The 20,594-nt window shown below is 42.4% G+C and carries 18 protein-coding genes; 11 read left to right on the top strand and 7 right to left on the bottom strand.

All coding sequences use genetic code 11. The annotated features are described in order from the left end of the window. Window positions 1–115: 115 nt before the first annotated feature. Window positions 116–955 (bottom strand): LysR family transcriptional regulator, encoded by an 840-nt coding sequence (locus tag AB5Z52_RS10755; RefSeq protein ID WP_021150732.1) that lies wholly within the window; start codon window positions 953–955, stop codon window positions 116–118. Between the two features lie 151 nt (window positions 956–1,106). On the opposite strand from AB5Z52_RS10755, the gene AB5Z52_RS10750 reads away from it, so the two are divergent. Continuing rightward, a complete protein-coding gene (locus AB5Z52_RS10750) occupies window positions 1,107–2,075 on the top strand; it encodes a TDT family transporter (protein WP_005469843.1) in 969 nt (322 codons plus the stop codon). 107 nt (window positions 2,076–2,182) lie between these two features. Beyond that, window positions 2,183–3,139, top strand: coding sequence for an L-lactate dehydrogenase (locus AB5Z52_RS10745; protein WP_368243492.1), 957 nt, complete (start codon window positions 2,183–2,185; stop codon window positions 3,137–3,139). 259 nt (window positions 3,140–3,398) lie between these two features. Here AB5Z52_RS10745 and AB5Z52_RS10740 read toward each other — a convergent pair whose 3' ends face one another. The 5 genes from AB5Z52_RS10740 to AB5Z52_RS10720 form a co-directional block, all read right to left on the bottom strand. Then, a complete protein-coding gene (locus AB5Z52_RS10740) occupies window positions 3,399–4,499 on the bottom strand; it encodes an iron-containing alcohol dehydrogenase family protein (RefSeq protein WP_368243491.1) in 1,101 nt (366 codons plus the stop codon). Beyond that, window positions 4,435–5,436, bottom strand: a complete 1,002-nt coding sequence (locus tag AB5Z52_RS10735; protein ID WP_081131143.1) for a bile acid:sodium symporter family protein — start codon at window positions 5,434–5,436, stop codon at window positions 4,435–4,437. Before AB5Z52_RS10735 ends, AB5Z52_RS10740 begins: the two co-directional genes overlap by 65 nt. A 446-nt stretch (window positions 5,437–5,882) precedes the next feature. Then, window positions 5,883–6,191 (bottom strand): MepB family protein, encoded by a 309-nt coding sequence (locus AB5Z52_RS10730; protein WP_238696189.1) that lies wholly within the window; start codon window positions 6,189–6,191, stop codon window positions 5,883–5,885. Window positions 6,192–6,374: 183 nt separating this feature from the next. Next, complete coding sequence (locus AB5Z52_RS10725; protein WP_003128966.1) at window positions 6,375–6,887, bottom strand: ClbS/DfsB family four-helix bundle protein; 513 nt, start codon at window positions 6,885–6,887, stop codon at window positions 6,375–6,377. A gap of 11 nt (window positions 6,888–6,898) precedes the next feature. Further along, entirely contained in the window at window positions 6,899–7,327 is a 429-nt protein-coding gene (locus AB5Z52_RS10720; protein ID WP_238696190.1) for a VOC family protein, read from the bottom strand. A gap of 104 nt (window positions 7,328–7,431) precedes the next feature. On the opposite strand from AB5Z52_RS10720, the gene AB5Z52_RS10715 reads away from it, so the two are divergent. Then, window positions 7,432–8,367 carry a YafY family protein gene (locus AB5Z52_RS10715; protein WP_021150724.1) on the top strand — a complete coding sequence of 312 codons (936 nt, stop codon included), beginning with the start codon at window positions 7,432–7,434 and terminating at the stop codon, window positions 8,365–8,367. Between the two features lie 111 nt (window positions 8,368–8,478). Here AB5Z52_RS10715 and AB5Z52_RS10710 read toward each other — a convergent pair whose 3' ends face one another. After that, on the bottom strand, window positions 8,479–10,257 hold the full coding sequence (locus AB5Z52_RS10710) for a sigma-54-dependent transcriptional regulator (protein WP_096711086.1): 1,779 nt from the start codon (window positions 10,255–10,257) through the stop codon (window positions 8,479–8,481). A 181-nt stretch (window positions 10,258–10,438) separates the two neighbouring features. Between AB5Z52_RS10710 and AB5Z52_RS10705 the strand changes: the two genes are divergently transcribed. From AB5Z52_RS10705 to AB5Z52_RS10670, 8 genes are all read left to right on the top strand, one after another. Further along, a complete protein-coding gene (locus AB5Z52_RS10705) occupies window positions 10,439–11,662 on the top strand; it encodes a four-carbon acid sugar kinase family protein (protein ID WP_096711085.1) in 1,224 nt (407 codons plus the stop codon). Window positions 11,663–11,682: 20 nt separating this feature from the next. After that, a complete protein-coding gene (locus AB5Z52_RS10700; protein WP_029486204.1) occupies window positions 11,683–12,840 on the top strand; it encodes an iron-containing alcohol dehydrogenase in 1,158 nt (385 codons plus the stop codon). A gap of 28 nt (window positions 12,841–12,868) precedes the next feature. Further along, entirely contained in the window at window positions 12,869–13,897 is a 1,029-nt protein-coding gene (gene pdxA, locus AB5Z52_RS10695; protein WP_096711084.1) for a 4-hydroxythreonine-4-phosphate dehydrogenase PdxA, read from the top strand. 92 nt (window positions 13,898–13,989) lie between these two features. Then, complete coding sequence (locus tag AB5Z52_RS10690) at window positions 13,990–15,114, top strand: exo-alpha-sialidase (protein ID WP_096711094.1); 1,125 nt, start codon at window positions 13,990–13,992, stop codon at window positions 15,112–15,114. Window positions 15,115–15,256: 142 nt separating this feature from the next. Beyond that, window positions 15,257–16,165, top strand: coding sequence for a 4-hydroxy-tetrahydrodipicolinate synthase (gene dapA, locus AB5Z52_RS10685; protein WP_081131138.1), 909 nt, complete (start codon window positions 15,257–15,259; stop codon window positions 16,163–16,165). 252 nt (window positions 16,166–16,417) lie between these two features. After that, a complete protein-coding gene (locus AB5Z52_RS10680) occupies window positions 16,418–17,701 on the top strand; it encodes an SLC13 family permease (protein ID WP_081131137.1) in 1,284 nt (427 codons plus the stop codon). Window positions 17,702–17,752: 51 nt separating this feature from the next. After that, window positions 17,753–18,100, top strand: a complete 348-nt coding sequence (locus AB5Z52_RS10675) for a 2-dehydro-3-deoxy-phosphogluconate aldolase (protein WP_029486217.1) — start codon at window positions 17,753–17,755, stop codon at window positions 18,098–18,100. 141 nt (window positions 18,101–18,241) lie between these two features. Then, on the top strand, window positions 18,242–20,594 hold a 2,353-nt coding region (locus AB5Z52_RS10670; RefSeq protein WP_368266911.1), incomplete at its 3' end, for a calcium-translocating P-type ATPase, PMCA-type.

Raw genomic sequence — 20,594 nt, 5'->3', positions numbered from 1 at the left:
TCGAAACGAAGTAGATAAAAAGCTGTTCCAAGCTCGAGTTACGAGTTTGGAACAGCTTTTGTCTACAGTCTGAAAGCAGCTCATCAGTAGGTGAGCTGCTTTTTGTGTTGTTTTCTTATGCATCTGCCTCTTCCGACAGCTGAATCAGTAAGTCTTTGATCACATCATAAACTGCGGCTGTTTCTGGGTAGGGGCTTTGGACGTTCTGGATAATAAACAGGTCTCGGTAACGGTATTCTGGGGCTAGTTCTTGCCAATTCAATGTGTCTGTGAGGGCAAGTTTGGAAATGATCGACTTGCCGATGTTATTCTCCAGTAGTGCTAGAATCATTTCGCTATTGTTGGCTTTAATGATCTGCGGGTTCAAATGATTCGAGTAAAGATACGTTTCATTGATATAGTACATTCCGGAATCATTCTCTCTGAGGATCCAGAAATCGGAATCAATATCTCCTGCTAGAACAAGTTCGTCTTTATAGACGAACTCTTTTTGGATCAAAGGAGAGACGATGGCTTTTTCGATCAGTCCGATATGGGCTTTGTTGGCTTCCACGGCATCAATGACTTCCTGAGAATTCATGATTTTGATTTCGAAAGCAATGAATGGAAAGTGTTCGATCAGCTGGCCCATGATCGTTGGGAGTAGGTGAACACCAGTTGTATTGGAGCAAGCCAATACGCAGTCCGTCTTGAAATTTTTGGCATTTTTAGCTTGTGCAAAGACACTAGCTAACGAATTTAACGAATCCACCACTTTAGGGTACAAGAATTCTGCTTGTTTCGTGGGTAGAATCAATTGTTTTCCTTTGCGTTCAAAGAGTTTGAACCCTAACTCGGTCTCCAATTTTTGAATTTGGACGGAGATGGTTGGCTGGGTCTTAAACATTTGTTTGGCGGCAACACTAAAATTCCTAGTTTCATAAACGACAACGAATGTTTTTAATAGTTCAAACAAAAGAATCCCACCTTTTTCTATTAATATAATTTATAACGGATATATAAAATCGTTATTTTACAAATAGTTAATTTGTGGTTATATTATAGATGACTACAAAAGATAACACAAGTACGATAGAAATTTTTAATCGTTCAGAAAGGATGGATCAATGAATCAAGCACTAAAAAATTTTTTGAATGCAATTCCGATACCTATTTGTGGGTTGATTTTAGGAACGGTTTCGTTAGGAAATTTATTGTTTGCCGAAGGGTTCGAAGCAATCGGCAATATCTTTTGTTTGATTGGTATTTTGATTATGGGATTGTTCCTTCTTAAGCTGTTTTTCACATTTAAACACACATTAGCGGATTTGAAAAATCCGATCATCGCTTCTGTTGCACCTACTTTTACCATGTCTTTGATGGTGATCTCGGTAGTGTTGGAGCGAGTATTTCCTAATTTACTGATGAATGACTTGCTATGGCTGACATCAATCGGGTTGCATTTGGGTCTCATGACTTATTTTGTTGTCGTTCATATTTTACCTGTCGACATTACGTTGGAATATGTGTATCCAAGCTGGTTTATTACTTTTGTCGGCATTGGAGTGATTCCAAATACATCAGCAGTCTTTATCAAAGAACTGGGGGAAATCGTTGTATGGATTGCACTGGTTCTATATTTTGCTCTACTACCAGTGATTCTAAAACGAATTATGTTCCAAAAGATGACAGAAGCTTCAGCAGTACCTTTGATCACAATTTTGACCGCCCCTGGCTCCCTTTGTTTAGCTGGCTATCTGTCAGTCTTTAAAGAAGGATCGGCTTTATTTGTAGCTTTGATGCTGGTATTGTCCCAAGCAATTTATTTCTGCGTGGTATTTTACATGAAAAAAATGCTGGAAGTTGGCTTTTATCCAAGTTATGCAGCCTTCACATTCCCATTAGTCATTTCAGCAACAGCAATGTTCAAGTCTTCTCAATTCTTTATGGATCGCCCAATTTTATTTGGAGTGACTGAGTTATTGAGTATAGTTGAAACAGTATTAGCTATCGCAATGGTTTGCTATGTATTGCTGAAATACTTCGTTCATTTGTATAGTCAGACAAAGAGTTTGATCGCAGATCATGAATGTTAAGGTATTAATGGACGTGTCTTTGTAAGTTCGAGTAAGAAAATTGTTGTTATTGCGGGATAAATGAAAGTCATATTGTTTCTAAATAATAAAAAAGGATGTGGGTTCATATGAGAAATACAAGTAGAAAAGTAGTTGTCGTTGGAACTGGATTTGTAGGAACAAGTATTGCTTACTCAATGATCAACCAAGGGCTGATCAATGAATTGGTTTTGATCGATGTGGATCGTGAAAAGGCGGAAGGAGAAGCCCTTGATTTATTGGATGGGATGTCATGGGCCCAGGAAAACATCAAAGTTTGGGCTGGCGACTATACTGATTGCCAGGATGCAGATATCGTGGTGATCACGGCAGGTGTCAACCAAAAAACAGGACAAACACGGTTGGAACTAATCGATGTCAACGCGGGGATCATGACTAGTGTTGTAAGAGAAGTGATGGGGTCAGGTTTTGATGGGATTTTAGTCATTGCTTCTAACCCTGTGGATGTATTGACACACGTTGCTTGGCAAGCATCGGGTCTGCCAAGCAACCGCGTCGTTGGAACTGGGACAACGCTAGATACCACCAGATTCCGTAAAGAATTGGCGCAAAAATTAGAGATTGACCCAAGAAGTATCCATGGCTACATTATTGGCGAGCATGGGGACTCTGAAGTAGCAGTCTGGTCACATACGACAGTAGGGGGAAAACCGTTGCTAGAGTTTATCGTCAAAAACCATCGATTGACTGTCGAAGATTTGACAACCATTTCTGATCGGGTGAAAAATAGCGCTTATGAGATCATCAATCGTAAAAAAGCCACCTTCTATGGTATCGGTATGAGTGTTGCCAGAATCGTTCGAGCAATCTTGAACAATGAGCAAGCAGTATTGCCTGTGTCTGCCTATCTCGATGGGGAATACGGCGAAAAGGATCTATTTACAGGTGTCCCTTCGGTGGTTGACCAAGGAGGGGTGCGGGAAATCATTGAGCTGAATATCGACCCAGCCGAGAAGCAAAAATTTGCCCAATCCTGCAGCCAACTTAGAGAAGTGATCCAATCACTGGACAAAACGACTCATTGAGAAAGGAGAGATGCTATCACTATCGGCGATCATCCGCCAAAGTAATTGGTCAGTCGTTTCTCTCTCATAACAAATGACTATTTCCAAAAGGTAGTAGAATGGCGCAACGATTGTTCAGCCGATAAGACCACGATTAGTTGAAAATGAATTCCTTAGTTAATTGATAAGCCGTAATAGAAAAAGAGCAGCGCGAATCAACTCGAGCTGCTCTTTTTTGCTTACTTTGTTGGTAGAAAGATTCTTGGTTTATTCGTGGTATTTATCCAATAGTAGTGTACTGCTGCTTTTCTTGTTTGGCATGATAGGCTTCTACAGCAAGAATGGCTTGCTGGAACATCTCGCGAGTGATGGGATAGGGTACATGAACAATGTCGTTGGTGGTCATGGCTTTATCTAAGATGGCTTCCAAGTCCGATTGGGCATTGAGGTGCATGTCAGCCAAACAGACGGGCAGCTTGTTTTCTTTCATAAAAGCATAGACTCGTTTAAAGAGTTCGGTTTGCTGATCCATCATCAACAATGCTAGAACGCCGTAGCTGACAGAAGCCCCATGCAGATAATTCTCCATTTTTTCCAGAACAGTCGTACCATAATAGAACGAATGGGCCATGGCAGAATTGTAGTCATTGATGACTAAGACAGATACTAATCCGGTGGTCACGATGATATCTGAGACGACTTGTTGGATGGCATCCGAGGGGCGATTGGCGGCACTGTCTTTCAACGCTTGCGTGCCGTAGGTCAATAAGCGCTCCGTGCACATTTTGCTGATCTGAATGCCTAATGCATCGGTATGATCCAATTGATCCCCTCTGGAAGAAAAAGTGGCTTCGATTTCTTTCGATAAGGCGTCACCGATGCCGGCCCACAGGTAACTATCCGGCGCTGCGGCGATAATGGCTGTATCAATAAAGGCATGGACCGGCGGTTTTGAAGGAAAGAACAAGCCATGCATTTCGCCTGCTTCGGTGTAGATCACACATACGGCTGTAACGGGAGAACAATTTGAGCCAATCGTCGGAAATGTGAAGACGGGCTTGGCTAATTTCTCACCCACGACTTTGACGGTATCACACACACGCCCGCCACCGACGGCAAATAAGATCTCCGCTGCTTGGACACTTTCTTCCTGCAGTAAGCGTGAAACATTTTCATAGGTAGAATTTCCACCATACCATAGGCTGTCAATGACGAATACGTCTTGTGTCAAGGCAGACTTGATTTTGTGCTCTGCTTTCGCTAGTGCTGTTTTTCCACCAATCAGAACAGCTTTTGTCCCATAACTTTTAACGATATCATTTACTTTTTCGTAAGCGTCTGTTCCGATCGTATAATTTGGCAAAAAGATACTTTGACTCATATTGTTTTCCTTCTTTCTTTGCGACGATATTCGCTAATATTGGTCCTGTGATTTGATGAATGATCATGCCAACAGCAGCTGGAGTAACGGCAGCAGCGATCGTGGCGAAATGGGCATTCGCTAAGGAGATGGCTAATCCGGTATTTTTCATTCCTAATTGAAACATGATCGACTTGGCCTGTTGGTCACTGACACCTAGTAGGCGGCTAATCCCGTAGCCTGCACCGTAACCGATAAGATTATGCAGCAAGACAAGGAAGATGACGATTATTCCAGACTGAACGATCACTGCCCCATTTTTCGCCACGGTTCCTGCAACGATCAAAAGGATGCTGACGGAAGAGACTAAGACAAAAGCCTGCATCCACGCATCGATATAGTTGGCAATAAGCTTATGGACGATGATCCCTAAAAGAATCGGCAGTAGTACCATCTGCAAAACCGACAAAAGCATGGCGAAAAATGAGATTTCTGTATACTGTCCAGCTAAAAAATAGACAAGAAAAGGGGTCACCACCGTTGCCATTAGCGTGGAGACAGTGGTCAAAGAGACCGTCAATGCGACATCTCCCTTGCCGATGAAGGTCATCACGTTGCTGGCGGTTCCTCCTGAAACAGAACCCAGCAAGACAAAACCGATGATCAGTCCGGAGGATAATCCGAAAAGCTGTGCCAAGCCATAAGCAACAAGCGGGCTGATGGTAAATTGGATCAATAAACCTAAAATAAAAGCTTTTGGCTGAATCACCACCATTTTAAAAGCAGTGACATTTAACGTCATTCCCATACAAAACATGATGATGCTTAGTAACGTTGTTGTGCGCGTAGGTATCCACAAAAATGGTTGGGGAAACAGGTAGGAGATCAGCATCAAAAGGACCATGAGATAAATCAGGTATTTATTCACAAATTTGGCAATCGAATTTATTGTATTCATTAAGACTTTCCTTCCATCTTGACGTAAAGGGACTAGCAATCCTATCACCGTTTCCAACACCTGAGATGCTGCGGATCAGAGGAATCAATAGAAAACCAGCACAGCTACCAGCAAAAGTTTTCAACAAGCAAAGCTTTAAAAAGGGTATAAAAAAACATTCCACCCAAGAAGATTCTCTGTTCTTCTGGTGCAATGTGAATAGGGACTCTTTGAATAAAATACTCAAACAGTCCCGACTATAATAATAAAATAATTGCCTCTCTTCTACTAACAGTCATTCAATCACTTCCTTTTTCTAAATTTTCAGAATATTTAAATTGTTTTATCTAGTGTACAAAATAGTTTGGAATCTGTCAAAGGGAAAATGAGATTTTTGCTAATAAAGGAAATTAGAGACGGGATGAGAGAAAAAAGCTCAGAAGCGCAGACATCTTCTAAGCCTTTTTTCATTGAAAGTAAAACTTTTCTAGGGTTTCAGTCTGCTTGAGAGGTTCAGATAAATCGAGGAAATAAGGCGTTTGCCAGTTTTGTGTTCGGGATGCGGTAGGATTTAAGTCCTGCACCCATGGTGGATACACGCGAAAAGCCATCTTCCCTGCGGTTGTTTCTGTTTTGATGATGCCGTTGGCGACAAGAACAGAAGATGGGAAGACAAATTGACCTTTTTGCTTGCCATCAAGGACAGTAATCATTAGTTTGTCTGGATAGCCGCTTAATGAATAAGCTTGATTCTTTTCACGAGGTTGCTCCCACAATGCAGTGAAATAGCCTTTTTCTTTGGTGTTTTCTTCGCCAGACGGCTACGAAAAGTCGTGTTTCCAACAACGAAAGTCATACCTTCATACACGCTGTTTTGTCTCTCCGTTTGAATCTTAGTGGGGCCAGCTATATGGTGCATCTTCAATAATGCAGTCATCAATTTCTCTGATTGCCGCATTTTAGGCCATCACCAATCGTTTCCATTTTCTGATTTTTGTTCGGAAATTAGTGAATGGCGCCACTGAATTAATGTGGATCCATTTATACAGGGGCCATTGTGCTTTGGTTGTGGCCCACTTTCTCTGTCCGGGCTCAAACAGTTCGGTATCTGATAGTGTGCTGATCCATTGGCATAGTTCCTCCACCAGTTGGGTCAACTGCTGTTGTTGTTCTTTTAGGGAAAGCTGCCCATAGCGCTGATAAAATTGATCATAAAGTGCACCTAACTGATTCCACTTATAGCCTGCTGCTGGTGTTTGCACAGCAACGCCGTTTTTTTCTTGGGCTTCCCAGTCTAATAGAAGATGGAGCCACCCTAGTTGATAAGACAAATTTTCAGAGGGACTTTTATCTACCTCATCATGGTGCTGGTGTCTCCATTCTTCTGGAATCTCTTCAAATTCGGTAATGTATTTTTGAAACGTGTCTTGAATGGTTTGGATCAATTCTGCTTTTGTTTGATACTGACGCATTGATTTTCCTCCTACTCATCAGAAAGTGTTTTTTCTTTGGTGATTTGAATGACCAGACCAAACGGATCTTGCAAGATGGCATAGAAGTCCGCAAATTCATTTTGAATAGGAGACTGATAGATCTTGCTCAATTGGTGTTGGCTCATTTTCTCGTAAATGGTTTGTGCTTTTTCGATCGTATCCGTAATGACACTCAATGACAAGGTATTTCCTTGCTGGCAAGGAATCCTAGGATCAATGGGTTGATCTGTCAACTGCATTTGCGTCTGGCCTATTTGCAGTACTGCGTGGGAAAGCCAATGCTCGGTGCCAGTTTCAATCACAGTATCGGGAGCCAATTGGGTTTTAAATTCTTGGAACGTCATTTTAAATAATAGTTTTCCATCAAAAATATCCTGATAAAAAGCCAGTGCTTCTGTTCCTTTTCCTTCTAAGGTCAAAAAAGTGCTACATCGATGGATGCCATAATCAATTCTCCTTTTCTCTATGATAAACTAACTGTAACAGTTAATGGTTTCATTTCATGACACCTTTGGAGGAGAATATGAAAAAAACAGAAAGAATCCAACAAGAAATGTTTTATATCAATGAAAAGAAAGTCTTTCATTTAAAGGAATTGATGGAGACTTTTGCTATTTCAAAGAGCACAGCACTTCGTGATATTCAAGAACTTGAAGCACTAGGAGTGCCACTATATGTCGAGAATGGACGCTATGGTGGTTATCAGGTCTTGCAAAATACGTTGTTGCCGCCCATTTACTTTAGCGAAAAAGAGGTCTTCGCCATTTTTTATTCCTTACAACTATTGAAATTATTGACCGATTCACCATTTGGCGCTACTTATGGCCAGCTACAAGAAAAATTGTTGCATACCTTCCCAAAGGAGAAACAGCAGCAAATCGCGACTATGTTGGATTGTGTGCAGTATGAAGGAATCAGTCAAATCGCCACGACTGAAAATTTGGAACAGTTGTTTGAATGTATTTTGACAAATGCGATCATCACAGTGGAGTATACACGCTACGGTTTGCAACAAAAACGGCTGTTGCCGACTCGACTGATTCTAATGGATGGCTACTGGTATTGTACGGCATTCGATTTAACAAAAGAAGCATGGCGGACCTACCGTTGCGATTTTATGGCATCGATCGTGGTGGAAACACCCTATCAAACCTTGTATGCAAAAGAGGAGTTGCTGGATTCGTACCAGAAGCAAATGCAAACCTATCGAAACATTCCCTTCAAGGCTAAGGTCAGTGAAACAGGGAAAGAATATTTTTTGAAGCATCCATTTTCCAATATGTCTCTTTGCCAAAGAGAAACGGGAACGTGGATCGAAGGGAAATTCGATCAGACAGAATTGCGGTTTATGACCAATTATTTTCTCGGCTTCGGTGAACACGTAGAAATTATTTCCCCAGAGATATTGCGGAAGGATTATTTAGACTGTATCAAAAAGATCATGGCTAGTTATGAGTGAAAAGCGTTTTTAGAGAATCAGAAGTAATGAACAGGGCAAAATCCCTGCTTACACTTTCGACTATTCTTTCAGAAGTGCTAGCAAGGGATTTTTCGTTTTTGTGGTCTCTCACTACAACTGCTCTTCTTTCAGGTAGCGCCAGAGGGTGGTTCTGCTGATTCCTAACTGATTCGCTGTCTTGGTCTGGTTACCTTCATTTTGTTCTAACACGCTCAAAATGATTTCTTTGGTGTAGTCAAACAACGTGGGGTGATGTAAAGGATTTTTGGCAGTAAAATGATCCTTGAGATGGGTAAAATTTTGAACCAGTCGTTCTTTGTTCAGCAATTCTGTGACTTGGTGTTCGGTAATATAATGGGTGCGGGCATTGACCACCAATTCTTTGATGCAGTATTGCAGCTGGTCGAAATTGCCAGGCCAGTCAAAAGCTATGAATGATTCGAGGGCTTTCGGCTCGAAGCCCATGATTTCTTTGTTGCAGGCAATGTTCATTTTATTCAAAAGCAATGTCGTGATGATACTTAATTCATTTTTTCGTTCCCGAATCGCTGGTGCATAGATTTTCGCGCAGTTTAATTGGCTTGCCAGTCGGTTGAAAGTCGTTTGATCCGCTGCTTTATTGTTGTCATAGGTAAAGATCAGCTGATTATGGTTCCGCACATTGGTGGTTTTGATCAATGAGACAATGCGTTCGATTGCTGCTGCGTTCAATTGCTCAACATTCTCAAAGAAAATGGTGTTATGGCTGTCGACAAAGGGACCATTGGTGGCATTGACTAGAAATTTCCAAAGTTTATCTGTGACGAGTTTGCAATTGATCGAGATCAGGTAGTTGGTATTTTTGGTCTGATTTAGATAAATTTGGTAAGCAATATTTTTTTTGGCAGTGCCACTCTCCCCGAAGACAAGATAAGAAGAATAGTAATCTTCGTATTTTTTCACTTCATGCTTGACGCGTTCAGGTATAAATTGCGAAAACAATAACTTTTTTGAAAAACTATCAGCGACTTCTGTTTTTTTCTGATAAGTGATATCTAGTTTGTTGGTTACGGGTGGTGCGCTATTCTCTTGAACAGCGCAGCTGTAGTAATGCTGCTGATCGACAGTATACGGTTTGATTAATAAGGAAACATACTTATTTTGTGTTTGTGAGTAGTGCTGGATTTCTTTCTTTTCTGGTTTGGCCTGAAGAACTTTGAGGATCTCTTCTGCAAAATCTGGTTCTAATGTAGAAAATTCAATGGTATACGTATCATCATAAAGCAGCAAGTCTTGCTGCTGACTCAAGATCCCTTTTTCGAGGATCTCTTTTTTGTGTTTGACTTGCTGGACGTGATCAATGATCGACAAAGCATCTTCATAAGCACTTTTGATGCTTTCCAATCCTGAAGTGATCAAAATCGTGTTTAGAGATTTCAAAAGAGCGATGCGGTTGGTGATGGCATCACATAAGATCAATTCATAGTTTTTTTCTGTTAATGCATCAAGGATCTCATTGGCATCAATGGTCTCATCGATGGTGTGGATCTCAATTTTGTATCCTAAAAGATCACAGAGCAAATGGGCTTTTTCGGTGATGCTGGGATAGCCGACGATCGCAAAATTTTGAGTATAATTTTCTGCTAGCCGAATCGAACTTAGAACATCATAAATGGATAATGAGACATCAATGACCGGTAAAGATACAACTTTGCGAATCAGTTTAGCGGTTCCTCCCCGAGAAATGATCGCGTCATAGCCATCAGTATACAGTTTAGCAGCAAGATTTTGTCCTTCGACCAGATCAGCGGTGAAGATGGTCGTTTCCACTTCCGGATATTGTTCGCCGATCATATGCATGGAATGATTTAATTCTTCATAAGGTGCAATACCTAAAATCTTTCGTTTCATCCCTTTTCCCTCCATCAATCGATAGTTGTTTCATATATGAACAATAATAGCATGTAAAATGTAAAAAATATCCCTTGTTTAAGAAATCGTTTCTAAATTAAACGATTTTTCGTTTTTTTAGAATGTAAACGCTTGATTTTTGTCCCTATAATCAAATCATGAAGTACGAGGTGGTGAGTAGATGTTAAAGTTGTTAGTTATTGCAGACGACTTTACAGGAGCACTGGATACTGGGGTCCAGTTTTCGAGACAAGGCATTCAAACGTTAGTCTCAACGGAAACAGTCGTCCAATATAACACACTTCCGCAGGAGATCGAAGTGTTGGTTCTCAATACCGAGAGTCGGCACCTAACTTTTGATCAAGCATATGAGAAGACAAAAACGATTTTGGAAGATGCAAAAGTTGCCCAGGTTCCATTTATTTATAAAAAAGTAGATTCAGCATTAAGAGGAAACATCAGCGCGGAGATCAAAGCGATTCTCGATATGAGCGAACAAGCGGCCCTTCCTTTTTTACCCGCATATCCAGAAATGAATCGGGTAGTGATCGATGGTCATTTATATATAGAAGATGTCTTGGTATCAGAAAGTGTTTTTGCAAATGATCCGTATGAACCTGTGACCGAAAGCAATGTGATGCAGCGGCTGCAGTCGGAAGCAGGGATCAAGGCAATGCTAGTCAAAGACCAGTCGTTGCCGGAAACAGGTGTAATGGTTTTTGATGCACAGACAGATGATATGTTACAGGTCCACGCAAAACGCCTAGCAGAGAACGATCTTTTGGGTATGACGGTCGGGTGTGCAGGGTTCGCAAAGGTTCTCGCACAACAGTTGTTCCCCAACGGCAAAGAAGTAGCTTACAAATTACAAAAGCCAGTAGTGGTTGTCTGTGGAAGCGTCAACCCGATCACAAAGAAACAAATTGAGTATGTTGAGCAAGACTATCCGCGGATTTCATTAACAGCGCAACAACTGTTGCATCCTACCTATTGGCAAACAACCGCAGGACAAACAGAGATTGTTAGTTATCTTCAGTTGATGGAAAAACAGCCATTAGTCATTTTTGAAACCTATAGCGAACAAACAACAGCTGAAATTGTGGCTTATAGCGAAGAAATGGGCTTATCTGCTGAAGCTTGTCGGTTTAGAATAGGGGAGGCATTAGGCATGTTGACCAAAGCCCTTTGGTCACAACATCAAGAGAATACCTTTCTCTTTACCGGCGGGGATACCTTGTTCCAATCAATGAAAGTCTTGGGTGTGACCGGAATCAAGCCGTTGACTGAGATCAAACCGGGCGTTGTTTTATCTGCCATCGAATGGAATAACCAAAAGATGCAAGTTCTTACGAAATCAGGTGGTTTTGGGACAGAAGAATTACTTGAAGAAATTAGATGGTATTAAATGATTAAGGAGGATTTATTATGCTAACAGACTACAGTTTAAAAATGCCAAAAAATATTCAGGCAGGCGAACATGCGCTTGAGCAGTTAAAAGAAATCATTAGCAGTGGTGTTCATAAAATCGTTATTTTCACAGATAAGGGACTTCTAGATTTAGGTTTGGTCAATCTGCCTATTCAAATCATTGAAAAAGCAGGAATCGATTACACGGTTCTTGCTGATATTCCAGCGGAACCAAACTATCACGAAGCACAAGCAGTGATCGATGCCTTTAAGAAAGAAGCTGCTGACTTAGTGATTGCCGTCGGTGGTGGATCGGTCATGGACGTGGCGAAATTGGCTTCGATCTTAGCAACGGATGACTACACAGTCAAAGATTTATTAGATAATCCATTATTGGCAAAAAAACAAGTACCTAGTTTGATGATTCCTTCCACTGCTGGAACTGGAGCTGAAGCAACTCCTAATGCTATCGTGGGTGTTCCAGAAAGAGACTTGAAGATCGGGATCGTCAATCCTGAAATGATCGCCGACTTCGTTTTATTAGATGGACGGATGATCAAAAACTTGCCAAAACCAATCGCAGCAGCCACAGGTGTAGATGCATTGTGTCATGCGATTGAATGTTTCACATCTGCCAAAGCTAATCCAATCAGTGATACTTTTGCGCTGGAAGCATTGGATTTGATCATGAACAACATTATCGAAGCCTGCACAAATCCAGAAGCATTAACAGCAAAACGGAACATGTTGCTTGGTTCATTTTATGCAGGGGTAGCAATCACAGCATCAGGCACGACAGCCGTTCATGCCCTTTCCTATCCGCTAGGCGGTAAATACCATATTGCTCATGGTGTCTCCAATGCGATTTTGTTGACACCAGTGATGAAATTTAATGAACCAGCAATCAAAGACTTACTCGCTGTTGCTTATGATCGTGTCATCAAAGAGGGACATCAAGACTGGTCGGTTGACGAAAAATCAGCGTATATGATCAGCCAGTTAGACGAAATCGTCAAAGTTTTGGAAATTCCAACGAGTTTGAAAACATTCAATGTACCAGAAGAAGACTTGGATGGTTTAGTAGCAGCGGGCATGGAAGTAACACGTCTACTGGTCAACAACAAACGAGAAGTCACACCAGAAGATGCTCGGGCCATCTATCTGCAAATTTTATAATTTGAACTCAGAAAGGATGAAGCGTGTCATGAAAAAAATTGTCGGCATCACAATGGGAGATCCTGCAGGGATCGGACCTGAAATCTCCCTTAAAGCTTTTGCCAAACCGGCACTCTATGACAAGTGCCGCCCATTATTAGTTGGAGACAAAAGTGTTGTTGATTACTATTTAGCAAAACATCCTGAATTAGCTTTGGAAGTGAATGTGATCAGCCAGCCCAAGGATGGGCGTTATGCATTTGGAACGATCGACCTGATCGACTTAAAGATCGTAGACATGGCAACTTTTCACATTGGTGAAGTTTCTCATGTCGGTGGTGACGCAGCGTTTCAATATGTGAAGAAAGTCATCGAGTTAGCTTTAGCCAAAGAGATCGATGCAACGGTAACGAATCCATTGAACAAAGAAGCCATGAATGCTGCCGGTCATCATTATGCGGGACATACAGAAATCTATGCCGACCTAACCGGTACCGATAAATATACCATGATGTTGGCAGATGGCAACTTGCGAGTCGTACATGTCTCGACCCATGTGTCATTACGGGAAGCGTGTGACCGGGCCACGAAAGAACGTGTCCTCGATGTGATTCGTATCGCAGATCAGGCTTGCAAAGATCTAGGGATCGAAAATCCTCGCGTTGCAGTTGCTGGCTTGAATCCACACTGTGGCGAAAATGGATTGTTCGGCCGTGAAGAAATCGATGAAATCAATCCTGCTGTAGAAGCAGCCAAAGCGGAAGGAATCAATGTGTTTGGTTCATTGCCTGCAGATACTCTTTTTTCAAAAGCCAATGGGGGCATGTATGACATCGTCGTCGCCATGTACCACGATCAAGGCCACATTCCTTTGAAACTTTTAGGCTTTGTCTACGATCAAGAAGCACAAAACTGGAAAGCAGTGCAAGGCGTCAACATTACGTTGAACCTTCCGATCATTCGGACTTCTGTCGACCATGGAACGGCCTTTGATCAAGCAGGTAACTGGACGGCTAGTGAAGCCAGTTTAGAAAATGCCATCGATTACGCTATTCGGTTGGCAGAACATTCAAAATAAGCACAAATGCAGCACAACATAAAAATTTGGTTAGGGGGAGAAACACGTTGACTCATTTAGAACAAGTGCGACAATCAGAGCCGAACGGTGTCATGTACCGAGATACATTCTTGAATGTTGATTTTGGTTTGATTCCTACCGGTGGCAACAACACAGCTCACGCACCCGCTTTGATCGAAACAGCAGATGGCGGGATGTTGTGTGGGTGGTTTGCAGGAAGCTTTGAGGGAAGCGGCGACATCTCGATCGTCGTCTCAAAATTAGACCCAGAAACACAGAAGTGGTCGGTTCCCGTTACTGTTTCAGAAGGCATAGACCGTAGTGAACAGAATCCGTCCTTTTTCCGGGCGCCAGATGGCAAGATTTGGCTGATCTACACATCCCAAGTCAGCCGCCAAGAAGGAAAAGACAACATGCAGTTCACTTCAATCATCATGGTTCAAAAATCAGCTGATGAAGGAAAAACATGGGGAAAACCAGAAGTTCTCTTTGATAAAGAAGGCACTTTTGGCCGTCAAGGAATCCAAATCTTAAGTAATGGCCGTTGGCTGTATAGCACGTGGCTGTGTGAAGATTCAGCTGATGGGTTGACGAATGACCCGACAGAGTTCCAAGTATCGGATGATCAAGGACAGACTTGGCGTGCTGTTCGGATGCCAGATAGCAACGGTCGGGTCCATGCCAATGTCGTGGAAGTCGAGCCTGGTCATTTAGTTGCCTTCATGAGAAGCCGCTTCGCAGATTTCGTCTACAGCAGTGAATCCTTTGATTTTGGCGATCGTTGGTCTGTGCCGACAGCAACTGTTTTACCTAATAACAATGCTAGTATCAGTGCGATCAAACTGAACTCCGGTGAAATCGCATTGGCATACAATGTCAATGCCGCACCAAATGCTGCTTTTGGACAAGTTGCTTGGCCGGGATTGCGGAATCCAGTCGCTGTCTCTGTAAGTGAAGATTTTGGCAAGACATGGCCGATCGGACGAATTTTTGAAGCTGCAGAAGGCTATATCGGTGCGGAAAACAAAACCAACAATTCACAACATGAATACCCAACCCTTTACCAGGATAGCCAGGGGAATTTACATCTGGTCTATGCCTACCGCAATCGTCTTTGTGTGAAGTATGTTCGTTTCACCGTTGCTGATCTGTTTGGCGAAAAACGGGAATCCGTAGGTGTGTATAATCCAACCTCCGGTGAAGGTGTCGAGAAGTAAACAAACGTCGGTAACATTGACGGAAAGACAGCCCAATATCGCGCTTGGTCCCCTGAAAAAAGCGGCAGCGCGGGCATCCGTCAATTTAATGAAAATGAAACCGTATTCCATACGTGTTCTATAAAAGAGGAGAGACATTACTATGAAACCAATCGAATTAAAAGGCATCATCAGCCCTATTTTGACCCCAATGTATGAAGACGAAAGTATCAACTTTGATGAACTGCGCAACCAAGTAGATCGCATGATCGACAATGGGGTCCACGGGATTTTTCCTTTTGGTACAAATGGGGAAGGCTATATCTTGTCTGCAGAAGAGAAAAAGCTTGTCTTAGAAGTCGTTGTTGATCAAACTGCAGGCCGGGTACCGATCTATGCTGGTTCAGGAGCCATCTCTACAAAAGAAACAATCGCCCAAAGTAAAATGGCACAGGCAGCTGGCGCAGATGTCTTATCGATCATTGCACCGAGTTTTGCAGCAGCGAGCCAAGAAGAAATCTATACGCACTACAAAACGATTGCCGAAGCAGTTGATATGCCGATCGTGCTTTACAATATTCCTGCTCGAACAGGGAATGCTATTGCACCAGCGACTGTCGCTCGTCTGGCACAAATCGAAAATATCATTGGTGCAAAAGATTCTAGCGGCAACTTTGCCAATATTTTAGGCTATATCGAAGCAGGAAAGGCAAAAACGAACGGGAAATTCTACACATTATCAGGCAATGACCAATTGATTATCTGGACGCTATTAGCAGGAGGTACTGGCGGTATTGCGGGTTGTGCCAATGTTTATCCGAAAACAATGGCATCTATCTATGACCTTTTCGTAGAAGGCAAGATCGAAGAAGCGAAGACAGCCAATGAACGGATTCAAAACTTCCGCAACTGTTTCAAATATGGCAATCCCAATACCATTGTTAAAACAGCCGCAGCGTTACTTGGCAACAACGTAGGAAAATGCCGGGCACCATTCAACCAAATTCCAGCTGAAGGAATCGAAGCATTGAAAAAAGTATTAGAGGAAGACAAAGCGAAAGGCATGCGTTAAGAAGTCCACAAGCATTTGTTTTGTGTAGGCAAAAGCAGTCTGAGAGGTGTGGCGTAAGGGAGGAATAGCTCAAGTTCGCTAGCGTGTTGGCTTTAAAATGAGTTAGCGAATCAGCTAGATAAAGTGCTCACAGGAAGAGTGGTCTTGTCCCTCTCCTTGTGACAGCAGCGAAGGAGCGGATCTGCGTTCATTCGCCACCTAATTTACGTCACCTCTCCTGCACATGCGTATGACTAGAAGTAGGAGGACACTATGACTATTCAAATGATGATTGCATTAGCAATTACCGTAGTAATGATTGTTTTAGTAATGATTGAAAAAATTCCCTTTGGAGCGGCGCCATTATTTGCCTGTTTGTTGCTAGTCATTTTTGGTATTACGGATATTAAAGGGGCTTTTGCCGGTTTCTCGAATTCGACCATCGTCATGTTAGCTGAGTTCATGGCCATTATCGCTGCCCTTGAGAAGACAAGTTTTATCGTCGTTTTCAAAAAAGCCATGTTCTCGATGGCAAACAAAGGTGGCTTCAAGTCTTATATTCTGATCATTCTGGTAGTGATGTTAGGATGTAGTTTGTTCGGAACGGGTTCAACTGCGTATTATGTACTGACACTTGGGTTATTATCTACACTGCCTTATTCAAAAAAATTACCCCCATCAAAAGTGATTATGACTGCGGGATTTGCGACCAATCATCCGTTGATTCCTTTCAATACCGCATTGCAGTATGGGATCGTGATCGCTGTTTTGAATTCTGCTGGGATCATGGCAGAGGTTTCTGTTTTTAAATTTGCAATTGTTAACTTATTTTTATCCATTGGCTTTTTAGTCAATTGTATCATTCAATACAAATTTCTTCCGGATCATCCTACTTCTGAAGACTGCAAAGATGTGGATGTCACTAACGGAAATGTTACCGCTTCCCGTCTGCCGAGATGGAAAGAATTGACGACTTATGGTGTATTTATCTTTGCGGTCATCGGTATGTTGCTACAAAGTAAAATCGGCGATGCCGGCTATGCGATGGCTGGTTTATCTGTTGCGGTGATCTTATTGATTGGTGTCTTAGACTTTAAAGAAATCCGTGATGCCATCAGTGCACCGATCATCTTGATGTCAGCCGGGGTCATTGGTGTGGCAGACGCATTAGGAAGTACAGGATTGACCAATTTAGTTGGGACTTCGGTTGCGGGAATGTTGGGAACCAACGTGAATCCTTTTGTGATGATCTTTGCATTCTGTATTTTGACCAGTCTGTTGGCTACATTAACAGGATCGACCATTGGTACAGTCTATGTATTTACGCCGCTAGCGATCGCTACTTGCAGAAGTTTAGGCTTAGATCCTACAGCCGCAGCTTGCGCCATCGTGATCTCAGGTTGGTGTGGTCACTTCCTGCCAATTGATGGGATGCCAGCAATGATTTTAGGAACTGGGAAATACACAGCCGCACAATTTTGGAAATTTACGATTCCTCAATACTTTATCCGTCTCGTATTTCTAACCGTGGGATCGATTTTGATGTTCCCGATGTAATAATAATAACTGGAATCAACTGTTCAACAAGTATGAAAGAGGTGTAAGACAATGGAAAATCACTTTGAATTAGAACATATTGGTATCAACATGGAAAATGAAACCGAAGCACAAGAACTTGCCACCCAACTGAGCATGATCTTTAATCTGACGCCACGACATGGACAGAAATCAGAATTTGCCGGTGACTACTTCGAATGTATGAAAGCACCTTTCTTAGGAAAAAATGGACATATCGCTATGCGGACTTCCAACTTGGAAAGTGCAGTAGAGGAGCTAAAAGCCAAAGGACTCTCCTTTAATATGGATACAGCTGCCTATGATGAAGAAAACAAATTGAAAAATATTTATCTTGCCGGCGAGTTTGGCGGATTTGCCATTCATATCTTAAGAAAATAAAAGCATCCTTTGCGATCTGCTCCTTATTGAATATCAGTCATAGTAGAACGGAATTTCTTTCTGCTATGACATTTTTTGATAAAGGAAGCCAGATTGGTAAAACCGAATGAACGATGAAACTAACATTAGGAGATGAACACAGTGGATTTATGGTTTACCAAATCGAAAGAAGAAGTCTTACGCTCGTTGGATACCAATGCAGCTGCAGGGCTATCCAGTCAAGAAGTTGAAAAAAGGCTGCAGTCTTTCGGAAGAAATGAATTAGAAGTGAAAAAGAAAGAAAGTTTATTGAAAAAAGTGATCGGGCAATTAGAAGATCCAATGATTATCGTACTATTGATCGCTGCTTTTCTTTCTTATGTTTCCAGCGGTTTTGAAGACTGGATCGATTCCGTCATTATTTTGTTGATCGTCGTGATCAATGCCATCATTTCGATCTCACAAGAAAACAATGCCAATAAATCCTTGGAAGCATTACAAAAAATGTCAGCCCCGTTGGCTAAAGTGATTCGCAATGGGAAACTGGAACATATTGAAACAGCTACTCTTGTTCCGGGAGACATCATTGAATTAGAAGCTGGCGATTTAGTACCAGCGGATGTGCGGATCTTGTCAGCAGCCAATCTAAAAGCAGATGAATCTGCCATGACAGGTGAATCAGTTCCTGTGAACAAAAAAGCACTAGAAGCATTGCCTGAAGATACTGTTTTAGCTGATCGCAAGAACATGCTGATTTCCTCCACAGTGATCACTAATGGGCGTGCAACTTGTGTCGTTACTAGTACCGGGATGAAAACGGAAGTTGGTCGTATCGCGAACATGTTGATCTCTGAAGATGACAATACGACACCGCTACAACGAAAAATGGCAGAAATCTCAAAATTGTTATCGATTATCTGTTTAGGGATCTGTGTCCTGATGTTTATCGTAGGTCTTTTATACAGTCGGCCAATTCTTGAAATCTTCATGATGGCTGTTTCCCTTGGGGTAGCGGCTATTCCCGAAGGACTGGCGGCCATCGTTACGATTGTTCTGGCATTAGGTGTCCAACGATTGGTGAAACGTCATGCCATCGTGAAGAAGCTACCTGCAGTCGAAACTTTGGGGGCTGCTTCAGTGATCTGCAGTGACAAAACGGGTACATTGACGCAAAACAAAATGACCGTAGTTGAAACCTTCGTTCATGGATCGGCAACCCCGCAGCAACTATTGGCCATCGGAGCATTGTGTAATGATTCTAAGTTAACGGTCAATGGCAGTGAGTTCCAAGTGACCGGCGACCCGACAGAAACCGCATTTGTCAGCAAAGCGTACGAAGAAAAATTAGACAAAAATGAGTTAGAAGCAAACATGCCTCGTGTGGCTGAGATTCCTTTTGATTCGGAACGCAAATTGATGAGCACGATCCATAAAACCGAACAAGGCTATCGCGTCATGGTCAAAGGAGCACCTGATGTTTTGCTGAATCGCTGTAGGATTGATGAAGCAGAAGCTCAAAAAATTGCTGCTAAAAATGCTGATATGGCATCAAATGCCTTGCGCGTTCTAGGTGTTGCATATAAAGACATTACTGAAGTGCCCGAAGAGCTGACTTCAGAAGACATCGAGAACCATTTGACATTTGTCGGGTTAGTCGGAATGATCGATCCTCCCCGTCAAGAAGTCAAAGAAGCGGTGGCTCAATGTTACGATGCAGGGATTCGCCCCGTCATGATCACTGGTGACCACAAATTGACTGCGGTTGCAATCGCCAAAGAATTGAATATTTTCCGCTCTGGAGATCTAGCCATGACAGGTTCAGAACTGGACATGATGCCGCAAGAGATATTGGAAGAAGAAGTAGAAAAGTATTCTGTCTATGCGCGAGTTTCGCCTGAACATAAAATGCGGATCGTTAAGGCTTGGCAGGCAAAAGGCATGGTCGTCGCCATGACAGGTGATGGTGTCAATGATGCGCCTGCCTTGAAAGTAGCCGATATTGGTTGTGCGATGGGAATCACCGGGACGGATGTGGCTAAAGGGGCAGCGGATATGATCTTGACGGATGATAACTTTACCACGATCGTCCATGCGGTCGAACAAGGAAGAGGGATCTTCTCCAATATCAAGAAATCGATTCAGTATTTATTGAGTTGTAATATCGGTGAAATCATCACGATTTTCGTTGCAACTGCATTGAATTTCCATCAGATGCCATTAGTTGCGATCCAACTCCTCTGGTTGAACCTAGTCACTGATTCACTACCTGCATTGGCTTTAGGAATGGAACCAGTTGAGCCAGGCGTGATGAAACAAAAACCTCGCGATTCCCGGAAAAGCATTTTTGCTGATGGCTTTGCTGCAAGTATGATCTTTTACGGCGTTTTGGTAGGAGCAATCACGTTGGCAGCTTATTGGTTAGGGGAATACGTCTTGTCAGATCCAACCGTTGCTGACGGCACAGCAAATACGATGGCATTTGCTACACTCGTCTTTGGGGAATTGACTCGTGCGT

The sequence above is a fragment of the Enterococcus sp. RTP21361st1_A6_RTP21361_211029 genome (assembly GCF_040910045.1).
GTDB lineage: Bacteria > Bacillota > Bacilli > Lactobacillales > Enterococcaceae > Enterococcus_D > Enterococcus_D gallinarum.
This window is presented reverse-complemented; position numbering and strand designations above follow the sequence as displayed.

Coding starts and splice junctions, on each gene's coding strand:
- AB5Z52_RS10725 (WP_003128966.1), bottom strand. CDS start 6,887: ATGCGTCAGTATCAAACAAAAGCAGAATTGATCCAAACCATTCAAGAC.
- AB5Z52_RS10750 (WP_005469843.1), top strand. CDS start 1,107: ATGAATCAAGCACTAAAAAATTTTTTGAATGCAATTCCGATACCTATT.
- AB5Z52_RS10705 (WP_096711085.1), top strand. CDS start 10,439: ATGTTAAAGTTGTTAGTTATTGCAGACGACTTTACAGGAGCACTGGAT.
- dapA (WP_081131138.1), top strand. CDS start 15,257: ATGAAACCAATCGAATTAAAAGGCATCATCAGCCCTATTTTGACCCCA.
- AB5Z52_RS10740 (WP_368243491.1), bottom strand. CDS start 4,499: ATGAGTCAAAGTATCTTTTTGCCAAATTATACGATCGGAACAGACGCT.
- AB5Z52_RS10690 (WP_096711094.1), top strand. CDS start 13,990: ATGTACCGAGATACATTCTTGAATGTTGATTTTGGTTTGATTCCTACC.
- AB5Z52_RS10700 (WP_029486204.1), top strand. CDS start 11,683: ATGCTAACAGACTACAGTTTAAAAATGCCAAAAAATATTCAGGCAGGC.
- AB5Z52_RS10735 (WP_081131143.1), bottom strand. CDS start 5,436: ATGAATACAATAAATTCGATTGCCAAATTTGTGAATAAATACCTGATT.
- AB5Z52_RS10715 (WP_021150724.1), top strand. CDS start 7,432: ATGAAAAAAACAGAAAGAATCCAACAAGAAATGTTTTATATCAATGAA.
- AB5Z52_RS10745 (WP_368243492.1), top strand. CDS start 2,183: ATGAGAAATACAAGTAGAAAAGTAGTTGTCGTTGGAACTGGATTTGTA.
- AB5Z52_RS10710 (WP_096711086.1), bottom strand. CDS start 10,257: ATGAAACGAAAGATTTTAGGTATTGCACCTTATGAAGAATTAAATCAT.
- AB5Z52_RS10675 (WP_029486217.1), top strand. CDS start 17,753: ATGGAAAATCACTTTGAATTAGAACATATTGGTATCAACATGGAAAAT.
- pdxA (WP_096711084.1), top strand. CDS start 12,869: ATGAAAAAAATTGTCGGCATCACAATGGGAGATCCTGCAGGGATCGGA.
- AB5Z52_RS10680 (WP_081131137.1), top strand. CDS start 16,418: ATGACTATTCAAATGATGATTGCATTAGCAATTACCGTAGTAATGATT.